Genomic DNA, 17,765 nt, shown 5'->3' with positions numbered 1-17,765 from the left:
CAATTAATTCATTGCAAATTTTACAATTTCAGAGAATGCTTGAGGATTTTCGTATGCAATGCTTGCGAGGAGTTTACGATCTATTCCAACCTGTTTCTTTTTCAAGGCTGAAATTAACTTTGAATAAGTCGTTCCATTCATCCGAGCAGCTGCATTAATTCTCGTAATCCAGAGAGAACGAAATTGTCGTTTCTTTAATTTTCGACCAACATACGAATGAAGCAAAGCTTTTTCGACTGAATTTTTTGCAATTGTATAAACTTTGCTTCTTCTTCCCCAATATCCTTTCGCTTGCTCTAAAATTTTCTTTCTTCTTCGATGCGAAGCAACTTTATTTTTTGATCTTGGCATAGTCTATTTCCTCATCAATTATTGTTGGATCATAACTTTGATACGTTTTTGATCAGCTTTTGAGACCAATGTCGGTTTTCTAAGTTTTCTTTTTCTCTTAGAAGATTTTTTTGTTAGAATATGGCTTCTGTAAGCTTTTGATCTTTTAAATTTACCAGTGGCAGTTCTTCTAAATGATTTAGCTGCACTTTTGTTAGTTTTCATCTTGGGCATTTAAATCACCTCAATTTGATTTTTTAACCTTACTTTTATCAAGAATTAATATTGCCGTCATTGAGCGCCCTTCGAATTTTGGAGGGCTTTCAACTCGAGCAATGTCGCTTACTTTCTCAATTAATTTGTTTAATAATTCTTCACCTTTTTCAGGATAAATCAATTCACGTCCTTTATAAATCACAGTCGCTTTTACCTTATAACCATCAAGTAGAAATTGTCTACAATGCCTTGCCTTAAATTCGAAATCATGTTCATCAGTATTTGGATGAAACCTGATTTCTTTGACTTCAACAACTGCCTGTTTCTTTCTCTGAGTTTTCTCTTTCTTTTGTACTTCGTATCGATATTTACCATAATCAATAATCTTACAAACTGGAGGCTTAGCTTGTGGAACTATTTCTACTAAATCTAATCCTTTTGACTCAGCAATTTTAAGAGCTTCTCTCGGTGACATAATTCCGAGTTGAGTTCCATCGGTATCAATTACTCTAATTTGGGGAACTCTTATTTGCTCGTTAATTCTTAACTCACGGTTTGAATCTTTTGCGCTTATAACCTATCTCCTATTTAGTTGTGTAATTTTTTAGTTGTTATTTCGTCTAAAATTAATTGTAAGAATTGATTTAAATCAAATGAACCCAGATCGCCTTTTTTATGTTTTCGAACACTCACTGAATTGTTTTGCATTTCTTTTTCGCCAACGATAAGCATATAGGGGACTTTTTGATTTTCCCACTCACGAATCTTATAACCAACTTTTTCGTTCCGCTTGTCTAATTCAACTCTGATATTGTTATCAAATAAAATTTGATAGACCTTTGATGCATAGTCAAGATAATTTTCTGAAATCGGTAATATTACTACCTGAATTGGAGAAAGCCAGGTTGGGAAATATCCTGCAAAATGTTCTGTTAAAATTCCAATAAATCTTTCAAAACTTCCAAAGATTGCTCGGTGAATCATTACAGGTCTTTTACGTTCATCATTCTCATCGATATACTCAAGCTCAAATCTTTCTGGCATTTGAAAATCTAATTGAATAGTTGCTGTTTGCCAGGAACGACCGATTGCATCTTTAATTTGAATGTCAATCTTTGGTCCGTAGAAAGCACCTTCGCCTTCTTTTAATTTATATTGAATTCCATTTGATTCCAGAGCTTGTTTCAAAGAATTCTCAGCCTGATTCCATAACTCTAAGTTGCCCATTGCTTTCTCTGGACGAGTTGAAAGATTGTAACTTGGCGAGAAGCCAAACAAAGTGTAAAAGTCATTAATAAGTTTTAATAACTTCGTAATTTCATCTAGAATCTGATCGGGTCTAACAAAAAGATGCGCATCGTCCATTGTAATTTGACGAACTCTTAACATTCCACCGAGGGCACCAGAAATTTCATTCCGATGAAGCCTGCCAATTTCCGAAAGTCTTAATGGTAAATCTCTATAACTTCTTAACTTTGACTTATAAACAATGGTACTTTCAGGACAATTCATTGGCTTTAAGCTGTAAATTTCATCATCAACTTCAAGGATAAACATATTTTCTTTGTAATGGTCCCAGTGTCCAGATCTTTCCCATAAAGTTTTCTTAACAAGAATAGGTGTGGAAATTTCTTGATATCCTTGTTTATCGAGTGTTTCTCTTAAAAATTTCTCGAGCTCACGGAAAATAATCATTCCTTTTGGAAGCCAGAAAGGTGCAGCCGGCGCAATTTCATGGAAGAAGAAAAGTTCAAGTTCTTTCCCTAATTTTCTATGATCTCTTTTCTTTGCTTCTTCAAGTTGAACGAGGTAATCATCCAATAGTTTTTTCTTAGGAAAAGAAATTCCATAAACTCTTTGCATCGGTTTATTTTTAGGGTCGCCCTTCCAAAAAGAACCAGCAACTGATAGAAGTTTAAAGTATTTTATTTTACCAGCATGAGGCAAATGAGGGCCTCGACATAAATCAACAAAATCACCTTCCTCATACATACTTACCTGTTCATCACGGCTATCAATATCGTTAAGAAGTTCAAGTTTATATTCATCACCTTTTTGCTTGAAGAAACTAATAGCTTCATCAATTGAGCATTCTTTTCGGAGAAATGGCTTAGCTTCTTTTGCAAGCTCAGCCATCTTCTTTTCAATTTCAATTAAATCTTCGGGGGTAATTTTTCTATCAACATCAACATCGTAATAAAAACCGTTTTCAATTGCTGGACCGACACCAAACTTTGCCCCAGGAAATAATTTTTCAATTGCGTGAGCCATTAAATGAGATGAAGAATGCCAGTAAACTTCTTTACCTTCTTCATCATCAAAGGTCAGAATTTTTATTTCGGCATCTTCGGTAATTGGAGTGTATAATTCTTTAATTTTGCCGTTAATTTTTATAGCAAGTGCTTCATCAGCTAATTTGTGACTGATTGACTTAGCAATTTCCTCTCCAGTAATTCCGGAAGGAAATTCTTTTTCTGAGCCATCAGGAAATTTTATTTTAATATACTTATCCATTTCAAATTTTTAATTCTTATAAAACATTGCAAAAATAGAAAATTAAAGGGAGGTATTCAATTTTTTTATTAAATAATTGCTTCAACTTTCAAAAATAAAAGGAGTGGGCTCGACAAGATTCGAACTTGTGACCTCTTCCATGTCAAGGAAGCGCGCTAACCAACTGCGCCACGAGCCCATCAGAATTTCAAGTACCGAGGGCCGGACTCGAACCGGCACGGCCCCGAGGGGCCACAGGATTTTAAGTCCTGTGCGTCTACCAATTCCGCCACCCCGGCAGCATTTCAAAGAAATTGCGATACAAATTTAATCGATTAGATTTTCTTTATCAAATTAAAATTAATTTTTTTGCTCAACCAACTTAAACAAATTTGCCATTTCAATTGCACTCAATGCAGCATCAAAACCTTTATTACCTGCTTTAGTACCAGCTCGCTCAATTGCTTGTTCAATTGTATCTGTTGTTAAAACTCCGAAGATTACCGGTACTCCAGATTCAAGTGATACTTGAGCAACACCTTTCGAAACTTCTGCAGCTATATAATCAAAATGCGGAGTTTCACCTCTGATCACGCACCCAAGACAAATTATTGCATCAGATTTTTTTAAAGAAGAAATCTTTTTAGCCATTGCAGGAATCTCATAAGCTCCAGGAACCCAGAAGACCTCAACATTTTCTTGATCCACATTATGTCTTGTGAGACAATCAATTGCACCGTCTAATAATTTTTCAGTAATAAAACTGTTAAAACGGGAAACGACTATTGAAATCTTTAAGCCTTTCCCATCTAATTTGCCTTCAAATTTTTTATACATAATTAACTCCTTATAAAATCCTTAATAAATGTCCAAGCTTTTGTTTTTTGGTTTTAAGATATTTTTGATTCTTTTTGTTGGGTGGGATTTCGATTGGAATCCTTTTTGTAATTTTTAGGCCATAACCGCTTAAACCTATAATCTTCTTAGGATTATTTGTCAGCAATTGAATCGTGCTTAAACCCAAATCAGATAAGATTTGAGCTCCAATACCATAATCTCTTAGATCAGCTGGAAAGCCTAATTTCAAATTTGCTTCAACAGTATCAAGACCTTTTTCCTGCAAATGATAAGCATGAATTTTATTTTTAAGTCCTATGCCTCTACCTTCTTGATGCATATATAATAGAACTCCACGACCTTTTTCTGAGATCATCTGAAGAGCCTTTTCAAGCTGATCACCACAATCACATCTTAACGAATGAAAAATATCCCCTGTTGTACAGGATGAATGAACTCTTACATAAACATTTTTCTTACCAGCCACTTCACCTTTGACCAGAGCAAGATGATGTTCACCGGTTATTGTGTCTTCATAAAGATGCAATTGAAAATCACCGTATCGTGTTGGCAATTCAACAGAGAATAATTTTTTGACAAGCTTTTCGTTTTTTCTACGGTATTCAATTAAATCAGCAATTGTGATTATTTTCAACTTAAACTTTTCGGCTATTTTAATTAACTGAGGCAGTCTTGCCATTGTTCCATCTTCATTCATAATCTCACAAATAACCCCAGCAGGATATAGTCCGGCGAGTTTCGCTAAATCAACAGCTGCTTCCGTATGTCCTGCCCGAACCAAAACTCCACCTTCCTTATATCTTAAAGGGAAAATATGACCTGGTTTAATAAGATCTTCAGGTTTGGTCTTTGGATTAATTACAGTCTTAATTGTTAAAGCTCTATCGTAAGCAGAAATACCAGTGGTTATACCTTTTTTTGCATCAATTGAAACTGTGAAATTTGCTTCTTTCACCTCAGTTGGATTTTCTACCATTTGTTCGATTTTTAATTCATCAAGTCTTTCACCAATTATTGGAAGACAGATTAATCCACGTCCATATTTTGCCATAAAGTTTATGATATCGGGCGTGACTTTTTCGGCAGCACAAACAAAATCACCCTCGTTTTCTCGTGATGGATCATCAACGACAATTACTACTTTCCCTTTTTTAATATCTTTTATTGCTGATGGTATATCCGAAAAAATTTTCTTCTCTTTCTTCACTGCTTCGTTCCTAATAAATTCTTTAAACTCTTTTCATTACTTTCACTCTTTAATATTGAATTAACATATCGAGCAAGTATATCAACTTCAAGATTAACATAATCACCAACCTTTCGATAACGTAAGTTTGTGTGATTAAAAGTAAAAGGGATAATTGCAACATTAAAACTCTTGTGATTCTTTTCAGCCACAGTCAAACTAATTCCATCAATTGATACTGAACCTTTTTCGGCAATAAATTTTTCCAATTCATCCGGTATGGAAAACTTAAAGAGATAACTATCGGCAACTTTTTTAATGCTCAAGATTCTGGAGACACTATCAATATGACCAGTTACAATGTGACCATCTAATCTTGCTGATAGTTTTAAAGCTCTTTCTATATTTACAAATTCATTTCTTCTTAAAAACTTCAAATTAGTTCTTGAAATTGTTTCAGGCGAAATGTTAAACGAACATCTAAGTTCTTTATTTTCTTTTTTCAAATCTTTTACTGTTAAACAAACTCCATTTATTGAAATACTATCACCTGTTTTTATATCGTCTAAAGGAACTGAAATTTCAATTTCATTACTTGTGACTTTTTTTACTTTACCCAAAGTTTCAATTATTCCTGTAAACATATAGATTAATTTTTGATTATTTTACTTTTAATTAAAATATCCTCGCCTGATTTTTCAAAATGAATGATTTTAGTTCTAATTGCTCGCGAAATTTTGTTTATCCCTTCTCCTTCAACTGGTGATATAGCCTTTACACCACCAATAATCTTCGGTGAAACAAAAGAAACGATTTCATCAACTACTCCGCTCGATAAAGCAGTCCACGCAGTTAATCCACCACCTTCTATCAAAACAGAATAAATAGAAATTCGCTTAAGCTCTTCAATGATTTTTTTGAAATCAATCAGACCTTTCTTTGAATTAATATAAAGTAAATATTTTTTGTGTTTCTGTATTTGTTCAATCTTTTGTTTTTTATCTTTATTTGAGTAAATGATCACTGTCGCAAACTCATCTTGAATTACTCTACTATTTAATGGAATTTCAAGATCAGGATCCAAAATTACTCTTACAGGATTTTTCCCTTTTCCATGACTTGAAAGTTCAGGATTATCTTTAATAATTGTTTTAACGCCAACTAAAATTCCATCAAAGTTAGTTCTAAACTTATGAACCCATTCTCTCGATTTATCTGATGAAATCCATTTTGAATCACCTGTTGAAGTCGCAATTTTTCCATCAAGTGTCATTGCATATTTCAAAACAACGTATGAATTTTTCTTCTGAAATCTTTTTGAGTAATCTTCATAAAATTTTTTGATTTTAGATTGAAGAATTCCAACTTCAACTTCAATTTTGGCTTCTCTTAATTTTTTAATTCCATTTCCACTCACAAGTGGATTAGGATCTTTCATTCCGATATAAACTTTTTTTATCCCAGCTTTTATAATTGCATCAACGCAAGGTGGAGTTTTTCCATAATGACTGCACGGTTCTAAAGTCACAAACATTGTTGCATCTTTTGCATCTTCACCTGCTTCATTCAATGCGTTTATCTCAGCATGTGAGTCACCAAAAAATCTATGATAGCCTTCGCCGATTATTTTTCCATCTTTAACTATAATTGCACCAACATTAGGATTCGGGAAAGTTTTTATTCCTCCTTTTTGCGCTAAACTTAAGGTTAGATTCATCAACTTGTTTTTATCCATAAATCAAAATCTTTAAAATCTTTTACAAAATTAGACAAAAGGCGAGATATTTTTTGAGGGAACTTAGAGCCACCTGAGGGACTTGAACCCTCGACCTGCTCATTACGAGTGAGCTGCTCTACCAACTGAGCTAAGGTGGCTTTAGAAACGCACTATCTTAATTTCTTTTTATGACGATTCTTTCTTAATCTTTTTTTCCTTTTGTGCGTTGCCATTTTATGACGTTTTCTCTTTCTTCCGCAGGGCATCTTTTTCTCCTCTCTTTTTTAATGTGATTTTAAAAGTTCTGCTGCTCTGTGTCCTGCTTCTGTATGTTCACCCAGAGCAATACATTTTTGAAAATACTCTTTTGCTTCTACAACTTTTCCTTGATTTAAGTTAACTATTCCAAGATTTAAATAAGCAATTTGATGCTTGGGATTTTTTTGAATAACAGACTCAAAAATGTTTGAAGCTTTATCGTATTGTTTAAGTTCGAAATAACAAACTCCTAGATCAACTTCCGCATCATTATCATCAGGATTAAAACTTAGATACTTTTCATAATATCCAATTGCTTTTTCATAAAATCCCGAATCATGTGTCAAATGTGCAAGTCTTAATAATTTTTCTGGATCATCAGGATTATTTTTTAATTCATCTTCAAGTCTATTTATCTCATTGATTGCATTTAAATCTACTGAAGGTTGATTCTGAATCTGAGTTTGATTAAATGTATTTTGATTATCTCCAGCTTTAGAACTTTCAAAAGCATAATAGACTAGAATTAATCCCAATCCGATTACAACAAGACCAATCATGAACAAATGTTTGAGTTCTAACTTTTTCGCACTTGAATGTTTTTCCTCTGATATTCTTTTACTTTTCTGAGGAACTCGCTTACTCTTCTCTTTCTCACCAGTAATTTTTTTCGCTGATACCTCTTCAGAATTAAAGATTGGAGATTTAATTTCTCTTTCTAAAATTTTTTCTTTTCCTGTAAATCCCACTCCGCAATGTTGACATTCATCAGCTTCAAAATCATTTTCTTCTCCACACAAATCACAGACTTTAATTTTAATATACTTTATTTCTTTAGGTAACCATTTTTCTCTAAATTCGTCGGATTGTAATTTTGCCCCACATTGAGAGCAGAATTTATCCGTTTCCTTTACCTGATTTCCGCAAATTTTACAATTTCTCATTCTACACTTTTCTCAGCTGGTTTACCTAATTTCATTCCTTTATCAACAATTTGCTTGAAATCCTTAGAAAATTTGAAAGTCGGTACAAAATGTTCTGGGACATAAACTTGCTGACCCGTTTTTGGATTTCGTGCAACCCGAGGTTTTTTCTTTTTAACACGGAATGAACCAAATCCACGAATTTCAATTCCGTATCCTTCTTTAAGCATTGAAATTACGGTACTTATAAAGCCTTCAATAACTGCTTCTGTTTCAATTTTAGTCAAACCTGTACCTTGAGCCACACGATCAACTATGTCAGCTTTAGTCATATTTTTGGGTTTTGTGGAATTCTGGCTCATATTTTTATCACCTTTTATAAATGATTGCTTTAAATTATTGATTTTCAATAAGTTACGGAAACAAAAATAAACAAGTTGATTGAATTTGTCAATTAAACCAAAATATTTTCCGCATAATTTATATTTTTTCAGCAAAAGCCCAATTCATTAAAACTTAGAAACTCAAAAATTTTTTGGAAAGATGAATAATCAAATTCTGGAAAAATTCTTGGAGTATTGAATTTATTTATTAATTGAGCTTAAAAATCCAAGTGAAAAATAAATAAGAGAAGCAACCAAAAAAGTTACCTTAAATCCAAAAGTTATTAATAAAATTACCGCTGCCGAACTACCAAAAACCGAAAAACTCCCGTTTATTGCCCAGGCTAAGGGAACGATGTTTTTATCTCGAGAGGAAAACTTTCTTATTCCATACGGAAAAGGCATACCCATAAAAAAACCCAAAAAGAAAATGATTAAACCAGCAAGTAAATATTTTTGAAAATCTGTCTGGCAAATTAAAAATCTCACTAATTGATCTGAAAATATTAGAAATAAAAGCTGAGCAAGAAAAATATAGAAGAAAAACAGTTGGGTCTTCTTAGCCAAATTAAAATGTTTTTGAAACCAAAAGCTACCCGCTCCTGATGAAATCAAGAGCAGGCTGATTACAAAGGAAATTGCAAAGACATCGTTTGACATTACCAGAGTTAATTTTTGAATTAATGAAATTTCAATAAACATAAATGCAAGCCCAATTAAAGAAAAATAGATCGACACATTTACCTTTAATCTTTTTGAACTAATCTTGATTGTCTTTAATGCTGCGAAGGTAATCATAGAAGCGAGAATAAAAACTACTAATAGAGCCAGCCAAATAAGGAAATATCCGACCTCTGAATATGCTAAATTCAACATTGTGATTTGTTTAAGATAAAAATTCAATTTTTGCGGATTGATAAAATTTGAAAAATAAGGTTTATCGTCAGTTGGAGGATTCAAATTGAAAAGGTAATTATTAAAAACATCTTTTTCCCCAATTAATGCTTTTTCGATTAAATCAAAAATTTGTGGATCAATAACTGCATTAAAATAATTTGAACTCTTTCTAAATGGATGTATTAAAATATCGAATTGATTTCCGAAGCAGAAATTTTCTGCTTTCTGAATTTCGTCTTCCTCAAATGATCCTTTCTTTATTACAATTGTTATAACATTCCAGTTATTGATTGCCATAAAGTTTTTATTATTGATTTTATCGCCTTTTGAATCTCTAATTTCAGTTAAAACGTTTAATAGTTTAGGAAAAGTCTTTAGAGGATTATCTATATAGCAGGAAATTGAAAGGTATCCGCCTTCATTCAATCTGTCATAAATTTTTTGAAATGCTTCTTTTGTAAACAAAAATTTTTCTTGAGCTGAATACAATCCTGAAGAATAACCGATTGGTTCAATGACTGGATGAAAAATTAGATCAAACTTAGAATCTGATTTTTCAATGAAAATGCGGGCATCTTCATTAATTAATTGAATTTTTGATTTATCGAATATTTTGAATTGTGAGGAAACAATTTTTAGAAGAATTGGATTCTTCTCAGTTACAACTATATTCCTCGCATTACTTGCAAGTCCTCGATTTATTTCAACTCCACCTGCTGAGTTGAGTATTAAAATTTTGTTAAGAGATTTAAAAATAAAAGGTAGATAAAGAGTTGAATTTTTGAGAAAGTGATAATCAATATTTTTTGTGTCATTAATTCTAAATCCAGCTAATTCAGCGTTCAAGAATATTGCTTCGCCTTGTGGAATTTCTTTATCAAAATTTAAGCTCAGTCCTGGTGAATAACGTAATAATGAAGATCTTAAAATTTCTACTTTCCCATAAGGCGAATTTCGTTTTTCAATAATTTTTGCATCAGGAAAATTTTTAAATCTTGAAAGGGTTTTAAATTGTGATGCATTAGTCTCAACCGATGTAAAAATAAAAACAAGATTGAAAACAATGACAAAAAGATTTGCAATAAATCTATAAGAAAATTTTTTATTAATACTATTCCCATTTACTAAAAAAACCATCAACGAAATCATTAGTCCATTTATTAGATAAATTCTTTGAGGCTCAAAAATCCAGAGTAAGTTTATAACCAGAAATCCACCAATCCCTGAACCAATTAAATTGATGAAATACAAACTTCCAATCTTTTCAGAAGATGTGGTAAAAATTAATCCAATTAAAGTTGCGAGGATGCAAAAGGGAATTGAGTAATTAATTACGATCAAAAAAAATTTTATCGTTTCCTTTAGATCGAAAAAGATTAAGTATGAATCAAAAGAGCCTATTAAATTTCTTTCGATTAAAAGAGATATAGGTATGTAAAAACCAGATAAAATTAAAATGTTTGAAATGGTTTTATTCAATTCCTCCGAAGTTTCTTTCCTGATTTTTGGAATCACTAATCCACTAAAGCCAAATCCAAACAATGCAATTGAAATGATAACCGAAGCAAAATTATACCATTGTTGATATGAAAAATATTGTATCAAAACCAATTGATTAGAAATTACGATTACAGAGATAACAAATAGTATGATTTGTTGAAGGTAAGTTTTCATTTTCCCCTAACAAAAGGTACAAATCTGACTGGTATCAAATTTTTTGAAAAAACTTTTCCATCTTTCTTCTCAACTAAAATTAAATTTTGAGTATAAAACGGAGATCCAACTGGAATAACCATTTTACCACCTTCCTTCAACTGTTCAATCAATGGCGGAGGGACAAATTCTGCTGCAGCCGTTACTACAATTGCATCAAATGGAGCGTGTTCTTTCCATCCATAATAGCCATCTGCATTTTTCACTTTAATGTTTTTATATCCCAATTTCTCTAATCTATCTTTGGCTTCCTTATAAAGTTCAGTTATTATCTCAATTGTAAAAACTGAATCCACTATTTCTGCGAGAATTGCCGCTTGATATCCCGAACCTGTTCCAATTTCTAAAACTTTCTTGCACTTTTCCGGTTCGATTACTTCAGTCATATAAGCAACTATAAAAGGTTGAGAGATTGTCTGACCATATCCAATTGGAACTGGACCATCATCATACGCTTCGCTTATTCTCGACTTTGGTACAAAGAGATGTCGGGGAACTTTCCGCATTGCATTGAGGACAGCTTCGTTCTTAACTCCACGAGCTCTGATTTGAAGATTAACCATTCTTTCTCTATTCGTTTTGAATGGGTCATCAAAAATTCCGAGCAAGAATAAAATAACTGCTGTGATAACTTTTACTTTCATTGTCTAATCGAAAAATAATTACTTTCTGCTATTTCAGTTGTATCGTCATAATTAATCAACTTAATCTTATAGAGATTTGATGATTGAAGATCTGAATCAACTCTGTATAAAAACAAACCGTCATTATCTGTTTTAGGTGAAATTACTTTTTTCAAAGTATTTTTTCGATATAATTCGATAACGACAAATTTAGCTCTCGATGATGGTAACCACTTTATTTCATAAGTCTCATTAATAACCCACAAATCTCCACCTCGGGGTTTAAGAATTTGAAATTCATTTTTTGTAAATGTAGGAAAATAAACAAGTTCTTCTAAAGGTTGATTATCTTCTCGACATCCTGTTAGAATGAAAAGGAGAATGAAAACAATAATTCTAAAATTTACCCCATAGTAATTTCCGTATTATCTTCGTTGTTAAGTTAAAAAAAATTTTTGAGTTGGAGCAAATTATTGTCATTTAGTTGTTAAATCGTAAGCATATAAATATATTCACAAAAATTTTTGAGCGTTATGGATAGAGATAAGTTAATAGAAAAAGCTATTGAAGCAAAAAATTTTTCATATTCACCTTACTCGAAATTTAGAGTAGGAGCCGCCCTCTTAACTGATAACAACGAAATAATCACTGGCTGCAATGTTGAGAATGCATCTTATGGATTAACAATTTGTGCTGAACGAACAGCTATCTTCAAAGCATACAGTGAAGGCAAAAGGAGATTTAAAGCAATTGCTATTTCGTCAGATGATAAGAATTTTTGTCCACCCTGCGGTGCCTGTCGTCAGATTATATGGGAATTGTGCGGTGATATTGATGTAATCTTAATTGATGGAAATAAAAATACAAAAACATTTAAAGCATCTGATTTTCTTCCTTTTCCATTTGGAGACGAAAATTTAAAGGGAGTTACACAATGAATGAATTTATGCCTCACCAAACTCCTGCCAAAACTGGTTGGATCGAAGTTATTGCTGGTTGTATGTTCAGCGGTAAAACAGAAGAATTAATTCGTAGATTACGCCGAGCAATGATTGCAAAGCAGAAAGTGATTGTATTCAAACCCAAGATTGATAATCGCTATTCTGAGCGTGAGATAGTTTCTCATAGTGAGCAGTCACTTCCTTCCGAAATTGTTGAAGATGCTTCTGAAATTTTAGAGCTTGCAAAAGATGCACAGGTTGTGGGAATTGATGAAGCTCAATTTTTCAAAATGAATATAGTGGATGTTGTCAATAAACTTGCTGATGAAGGTAAAAGAGTAATAATTGCAGGACTTGATCAAGATTATCGTGGACAACCATTTGAACCAATGCCTCAGCTTTTGGCTATTGCAGAGTATATCACAAAAACTCAAGCGATCTGTGTCGTCTGCGGAAATCCAGCGAATAGAACACAGCGAAAAACTCCATCAAAAGATCGAGTAATTGTTGGTGCTTCAGATATTTATGAAGCACGATGCAGAAAATGTCATACAATTTACGGAGAGTAATTAAAATGAATTTTCTATCTATTCTAAACGGAATTTTTGGAATGCTCGTAATTATTTTTCTAGCATTCTTGATGTCAAACAACAAAAGAAAAATAAACTGGCGACTTGTTATATCTGGTTTTGCAATTCAATTTGTATTTGCAGTCTTTATTCTTCGTGGTGATGATCTTGGAAAAATATTCGGGCCACTGCTCTGGCCTAAATTATTTTTTAACTGGCTTGCAAACTTTTTTGTAATTATTCTTCAATTCACAACGGAAGGTGCAAAATTTGTTTTTGGGAAGCTCGCATTGGGACCAGGAAATCCTGAAAGTATGGGTGTCTTTTTTGCGTTTCAGGTCTTACCGACAATCATTTTCTTTTCGAGTTTAATGTCCCTTCTTTATTATCTTGGTGTGATGCAAAGAATTGTTCAAGCATTTGCATGGATTATGGCAAAGTTGATGGGAACAAGTGGCGCTGAATCTTTATCAAATAGCGCAAACATTTTTGTTGGTCAAACTGAAGCACCTTTGATGATTAGACCTTTTATAAAAGATCTAACAAACTCAGAACTACTTACTATTATGGTTGGTGGAATGGCTACAATTGCCGGCGGTGTGATGGCAGCTTATATTCAAATGCTTGGTGCAGCTTACGCTGCGGCCCATAACCTACCAACTGATCAAGCTCTTTTGAAATTTGCGACTCACCTGCTTGGTGCAAGTGTAATGGCAGCACCAGCATCACTAGCAATTTCTAAAATAATTTATCCCGAAACAGGTGATCCTGTTACAAAAGGAACTGTCAAAGTTAAAATTGAAAAAAATGCTTCTAATGCAATCGAAGCAGCTGCTGGTGGTGCATCAGACGGATTGAAACTCGCTCTAAATGTTGGTGCAATGTTAATTGCATTCATTGCACTAATTGCATTGATAAATTATTTACTTGAATGGATCGGTGGTTTCACTGGATTAAATTCAATAACAATGGAACATTTTAAACAACCTCTAAATCTTCAACTAATCTTTGGATTAGTTTTGCAATTTCTTGCCGTTGCAATTGGAATTCCATGGCAGGATGCAATTAATTTTGGAAGCTTGATTGGAACAAAGATCGTTCTTAATGAATTCGTCGCATATCTTGATATGTCATCATTAATTCAACAAGGGAAGTTTGTAACTGAAAAGTCAATTACAATGGCTACATTTGCTTTGTGTGGATTTGCTAATTTTTCATCAATAGCAATTCAGATTGGTGGAATTTCTCCTCTTGCTCCTGAAAGGAGAAAAGATCTTGCTGCTCTGGGTTTGAGAGCAGTAGCTGGCGGAACCTTAGCAAATCTATTAACGGCAACAATTGCAGGATTTATTCTGTGATGAAGAAAGATTACCAAAAAATTTTCGAACCAATTAAAAGAAAATTCGGTGATGTCAAAATCAAAACCGCAATAATTCTTGGTTCTGGACTCGGCGATTTTGCGGATGAACTTAATTTGGTTACATCAATAAATACATCAGATATTGAGGGTTATCCTGTTTCAACTATTCCAGGACATTCTGGGAAAATTTTTTTGTGTGAATATAGCAACTCCTATCACATTGTTTTTAAAGGCAGAATTCATCTTTATGAAGGTTACTCAACAGATGAAGTAATCCTACCATCTGTCATTTCAAAAATGTTTAATGCGAAATATCTTATTGTGACAAATGCTGCTGGCGGAATTTCTGAAAACTTACATCCTGCCGATTTGATGTTGATTGATGATTTATTCTTTCTTCATTATAAAGCAAAATTCAAGCAGCTTGCAGGGTATCCCAAAAACAAATTTGCAATAAAAAAAGACTTAAATGATTTTATTTTTGAATTAAGTAAGAAAATCGGAATTGAATTAAAGCGTGGCGTATATGCTTATTCATCCGGACCAAGTTACGAAACTCCCGCAGAAATTCGTTTCTTACGAAAAGCTGGTTGTGATGCAGTTGGTATGTCAACAATCCCCGAAATTCTTTACGCTTCTAATAATGAGTTACCGGTTATAGCAATTTCTTGCATTACAAATTATGCTGCTGGAATAACCGAAAACAAATTAAGTCATGAAGAAGTAACTGAAACAGCAAATATTGTAAAAGAAAAATTTTCAAAGCTGGTTAAAACAATAATTAAAGAAATCCCCCGTTTCTGGAATAAAACAATCGATAACTAATCATTAAAAAATGATTTTAAAAGCGAGGCGAGACATATAATTGCTGTCTCGCTTCGTAATCTATTCTCACCAAGTTTCAAAGGAATTGAATTCTTTTGCTTCAGTAAATTTAATTCTTCATCAGTAAAAGCTCCTTCGGGACCAACAGTTAAAATTATCCTTTTCAAATCTGAATCAAAATTATTCTTACTTAAGGATAAAAATTGTCTTCCTTCCCTTTCTCCGAAAAAAACTAGATCATCAGAATTCAATTCATCAATAAATTCAGCGAATTCTATCGGATTACTTAATTTAGGTAAAAAAGGATTAAAGGATTGTTTGATTGCAGTAATTAAAATTTTTTGTGCTCTTTCGAAACGGAAATTTTTTTTAATCGTCCTTTGACTAATAAAAGGTTGAATTTCATCAATCCCGAGTTCCGTTAATTTTTCCAGCGCAAATTCAAATCTTTCTTCTTGTTTAAGGATTGGTACTAATGCAACAAATTTCAACTTACTTCTATTATAACGCTTAAATTCTAAAATCTCACTTTCACAATCATATCGAGTAATTTTTATTAATCTTGCTTTCGCAATAATGCCATTCCCATTGGTAAAAAAAATTTCATCACCTAATTTAATTCGAAGAACTTTGCTTAGATGATGAAACTCATCACCAGTTAGTCTGATGAAGTTTTGATTTTCTGTCAATTCAGGAAAATAAAATAACTCCATATTAAAAAGGAAAATTAAGATCAAAAATTATTTCAGGTTGAAACTTCTCATTCCATGCAAGTTCAAGATTAATTGAACGATACGGCAAAACAAGAAAAGAAAAACCGAAACCAAAACCATTCATTAATTTTTTCTTTGCGAGATTATCGTTTTTATTGAACATCAAAACATTATCATAAAAAGTGTGAATGTCCAGACTTAAAGTATATGTCAATAATTCTTCGGGAATTACAGGTAATTGAAGTTTTAAGAAATATTTTTCCAGCAGTGGAAATCTAAATTCAAAAGTATTAAAGATAATTGAATTCGATTCATATGTTTGACTAAAATGTCCTCGCAATCTTTCACTGTATCCTATAAAACTATTAGCATAATAAGGCAAGATAGGACCAGCCAAAACTCTTGTATAATTTCTATAATAAATTATTGGACAAATCACCTGTTGAATTTGCTTGAGCTGAAGATTGAAAATATTAAAATCAACATCAGATTCAGTTAATCCAACTTTACGATAGACAAGATTGATGTTCGTCCCCTTTTTAGGATATGCAGTAAAGTCCCTTGTGTCAAATGAATAACTAAACTGCAATGAAAGAAATCGATCAATTCCCGTTGGAGAAACTGTTCTTAGTGGTAAATATTCTTCTGCTTCTAAATATTCAAAAGAGAACGAACCAGCAACTGTATTGAATTGATTAAATCTTTTTCCAACTAGGAAATCGAACAAAAAATATCTCTCATCATAATTTTGGTTGTTGAAAACCTTTATTGCTTCAATGCTTCGATTTTGTCTTCTTTGAATTAAAGTTTGCACCTGCAAAAGAAGGTTATGCTGCTTGTTGATAATTGGATTAAAGTAACGTAGGTAAAATTTCGGATCGTAGCCAAGACTAAATCCAGCTGTCAGATTTTCATTTCTTCCAGTTAAGTTTTGAATATTGAGATGTAATCCATAAGTCAACTTTTTCCAATCTCTATCAGCGATATCAATAAAAGGAAGGGGCCAGATATACCAGGATTCCTGGACTAAAATTAAAAGCACATTTTTATTCTCTTCTTTAGAAAGAACAAACTCCACATCACTGAAAATTCCTAAGCTGAATACACGAGACTCATTAAACTTTAAATCTGCATAACTTACTCTGGAATTTGTAGAGAATGTTAACTCTCGAAGGATTATATCAGGTTTAGTTTTGTTGTTGCCAATTATGCGTATTTCATCAATTAAAATTTTTTCGTCGTTATTAGCAATATCATAATTTTTTTGGAGACTAAATGTATCCTGTACTGATAAAAAATTAAAAATAGTTTGAGCTGTTGAAACTTTAGAGAGAAAGACAATCACTACAAAAATTTTCAACCAAAACATCTTCGGTACTCAACTGCAATGCATCTATTCATGATAACAATTAAACCAGCCTCTTTAGCAATTTTTTCTGCTTCATAGTTAATCACACCAAGCTGCATCCAGATTACTTTCGCATTCACTTCAATTGCATCTTTAACAACTTCAGTTACAAATTCTGATCGACGAAAAATATCAACGATATCAATTGGTTCTGGAATATCTTTTAATGATTTAAAGACAGGAATTCCATCGAATTCCTTTAAAGTTGGATTTACACCAAAAACATTATATCCTCTATCTCGCAAGAGTCTTGCAATCCAACCTGAATCTCTGCCGGGTTTGTTAGAAATTCCAACGACAGCAATATTTTTAGCGTTCTTTAAAATTTCACAAGTATTTTCCATCTTATTTC

At 32.7% G+C, this 17,765-nt stretch carries 20 protein-coding genes and 3 tRNA genes; 4 read left to right on the top strand and 19 right to left on the bottom strand.

The features are described from left to right. Positions 1-3 precede the first annotated feature (3 nt). The 16 genes from rplT to HPY57_00450 form a co-directional block, all read right to left on the bottom strand. Positions 4-351: a 50S ribosomal protein L20 gene (rplT, locus tag HPY57_00525; protein NPV10263.1), complete on the bottom strand. Its 348-nt coding sequence runs from the start codon at positions 349-351 to the stop codon at positions 4-6. A gap of 18 nt (positions 352-369) precedes the next feature. Beyond that, positions 370-564, bottom strand: a complete 195-nt coding sequence (gene rpmI, locus HPY57_00520) for a 50S ribosomal protein L35 (GenBank protein NPV10262.1) — start codon at positions 562-564, stop codon at positions 370-372. Between the two features lie 10 nt (positions 565-574). Then, entirely contained in the window at positions 575-1,120 is a 546-nt protein-coding gene (locus HPY57_00515) for a translation initiation factor IF-3 (protein NPV10261.1), read from the bottom strand. Positions 1,121-1,134: 14 nt separating this feature from the next. Beyond that, the gene (gene thrS / locus HPY57_00510; protein NPV10260.1) at positions 1,135-3,060 is read right to left on the bottom strand and encodes a threonine--tRNA ligase; all 1,926 of its coding nucleotides are present in this window, start codon (positions 3,058-3,060) and stop codon (positions 1,135-1,137) included. A 104-nt stretch (positions 3,061-3,164) separates the two neighbouring features. Next, positions 3,165-3,238, bottom strand: a tRNA-Val gene (locus HPY57_00505). Between the two features lie 14 nt (positions 3,239-3,252). Beyond that, positions 3,253-3,338: transfer RNA gene (locus HPY57_00500), tRNA-Leu, on the bottom strand. A 61-nt stretch (positions 3,339-3,399) separates the two neighbouring features. Then, positions 3,400-3,876 carry a 6,7-dimethyl-8-ribityllumazine synthase gene (locus HPY57_00495; GenBank protein NPV10259.1) on the bottom strand — a complete coding sequence of 159 codons (477 nt, stop codon included), beginning with the start codon at positions 3,874-3,876 and terminating at the stop codon, positions 3,400-3,402. Positions 3,877-3,886: 10 nt separating this feature from the next. Continuing rightward, complete coding sequence (locus HPY57_00490; GenBank protein NPV10258.1) at positions 3,887-5,086, bottom strand: bifunctional 3,4-dihydroxy-2-butanone-4-phosphate synthase/GTP cyclohydrolase II; 1,200 nt, start codon at positions 5,084-5,086, stop codon at positions 3,887-3,889. Positions 5,087-5,100: 14 nt separating this feature from the next. Further along, positions 5,101-5,727: a riboflavin synthase gene (locus HPY57_00485; GenBank protein NPV10257.1), complete on the bottom strand. Its 627-nt coding sequence runs from the start codon at positions 5,725-5,727 to the stop codon at positions 5,101-5,103. Between the two features lie 5 nt (positions 5,728-5,732). Further along, positions 5,733-6,800, bottom strand: coding sequence for a bifunctional diaminohydroxyphosphoribosylaminopyrimidine deaminase/5-amino-6-(5-phosphoribosylamino)uracil reductase RibD (gene ribD / locus HPY57_00480; protein NPV10256.1), 1,068 nt, complete (start codon positions 6,798-6,800; stop codon positions 5,733-5,735). A gap of 85 nt (positions 6,801-6,885) precedes the next feature. After that, positions 6,886-6,958 (bottom strand) — tRNA-Thr (locus tag HPY57_00475). A gap of 126 nt (positions 6,959-7,084) precedes the next feature. After that, complete coding sequence (locus HPY57_00470; protein ID NPV10255.1) at positions 7,085-8,002, bottom strand: tetratricopeptide repeat protein; 918 nt, start codon at positions 8,000-8,002, stop codon at positions 7,085-7,087. Beyond that, a complete protein-coding gene (locus HPY57_00465; protein ID NPV10254.1) occupies positions 7,999-8,343 on the bottom strand; it encodes an integration host factor subunit beta in 345 nt (114 codons plus the stop codon). The genes HPY57_00470 and HPY57_00465 overlap by 4 nt, the downstream gene beginning before the upstream one ends. A 222-nt stretch (positions 8,344-8,565) precedes the next feature. After that, entirely contained in the window at positions 8,566-10,935 is a 2,370-nt protein-coding gene (locus HPY57_00460; GenBank protein NPV10253.1) for a hypothetical protein, read from the bottom strand. Then, the gene (locus HPY57_00455) at positions 10,932-11,618 is read right to left on the bottom strand and encodes a protein-L-isoaspartate(D-aspartate) O-methyltransferase (GenBank protein ID NPV10252.1); all 687 of its coding nucleotides are present in this window, start codon (positions 11,616-11,618) and stop codon (positions 10,932-10,934) included. Before HPY57_00455 ends, HPY57_00460 begins: the two co-directional genes overlap by 4 nt. Then, entirely contained in the window at positions 11,615-11,863 is a 249-nt protein-coding gene (locus HPY57_00450) for a hypothetical protein (protein NPV10251.1), read from the bottom strand. Before HPY57_00450 ends, HPY57_00455 begins: the two co-directional genes overlap by 4 nt. Before the next feature lie 267 nt (positions 11,864-12,130). Between HPY57_00450 and cdd the strand changes: the two genes are divergently transcribed. The 4 genes from cdd to HPY57_00430 are packed head-to-tail and all read left to right on the top strand — an operon-like array spanning position 12,131 to position 15,292. Beyond that, positions 12,131-12,535, top strand: a complete 405-nt coding sequence (gene cdd / locus HPY57_00445; GenBank protein ID NPV10250.1) for a cytidine deaminase — start codon at positions 12,131-12,133, stop codon at positions 12,533-12,535. 8 nt (positions 12,536-12,543) lie between these two features. Next, positions 12,544-13,107, top strand: a complete 564-nt coding sequence (locus tag HPY57_00440; GenBank protein NPV10249.1) for a thymidine kinase — start codon at positions 12,544-12,546, stop codon at positions 13,105-13,107. A gap of 5 nt (positions 13,108-13,112) precedes the next feature. Next, positions 13,113-14,465: a NupC/NupG family nucleoside CNT transporter gene (locus HPY57_00435; GenBank protein ID NPV10248.1), complete on the top strand. Its 1,353-nt coding sequence runs from the start codon at positions 13,113-13,115 to the stop codon at positions 14,463-14,465. After that, entirely contained in the window at positions 14,465-15,292 is an 828-nt protein-coding gene (locus HPY57_00430) for a purine-nucleoside phosphorylase (protein NPV10247.1), read from the top strand. Before HPY57_00435 ends, HPY57_00430 begins: the two co-directional genes overlap by 1 nt. Here HPY57_00430 and HPY57_00425 read toward each other — a convergent pair. From HPY57_00425 to HPY57_00415, 3 genes are read right to left on the bottom strand one after another with little or no spacing between them, the layout of a single operon-like run. Then, on the bottom strand, positions 15,289-16,005 hold the full coding sequence (locus HPY57_00425; GenBank protein NPV10246.1) for a 16S rRNA (uracil(1498)-N(3))-methyltransferase: 717 nt from the start codon (positions 16,003-16,005) through the stop codon (positions 15,289-15,291). The genes HPY57_00430 and HPY57_00425 overlap by 4 nt on opposite strands. Position 16,006: 1 nt before the next feature. Beyond that, entirely contained in the window at positions 16,007-17,374 is a 1,368-nt protein-coding gene (locus tag HPY57_00420) for a BamA/TamA family outer membrane protein (GenBank protein ID NPV10245.1), read from the bottom strand. Further along, the gene (locus HPY57_00415) at positions 17,362-17,757 is read right to left on the bottom strand and encodes a CoA-binding protein (protein NPV10244.1); all 396 of its coding nucleotides are present in this window, start codon (positions 17,755-17,757) and stop codon (positions 17,362-17,364) included. The genes HPY57_00420 and HPY57_00415 overlap by 13 nt, the downstream gene beginning before the upstream one ends. Positions 17,758-17,765: the final 8 nt, after the last annotated feature.

It is taken from the genome of Ignavibacteria bacterium (genome assembly GCA_013177855.1).
In the GTDB taxonomy this organism is placed as follows: Bacteria; Bacteroidota; Ignavibacteria; order Ch128b; family Ch128b; genus Ch128b.
Note: the sequence above shows the minus strand (reverse complement) of the source record. Positions and strands in the feature narration are given on the sequence as shown.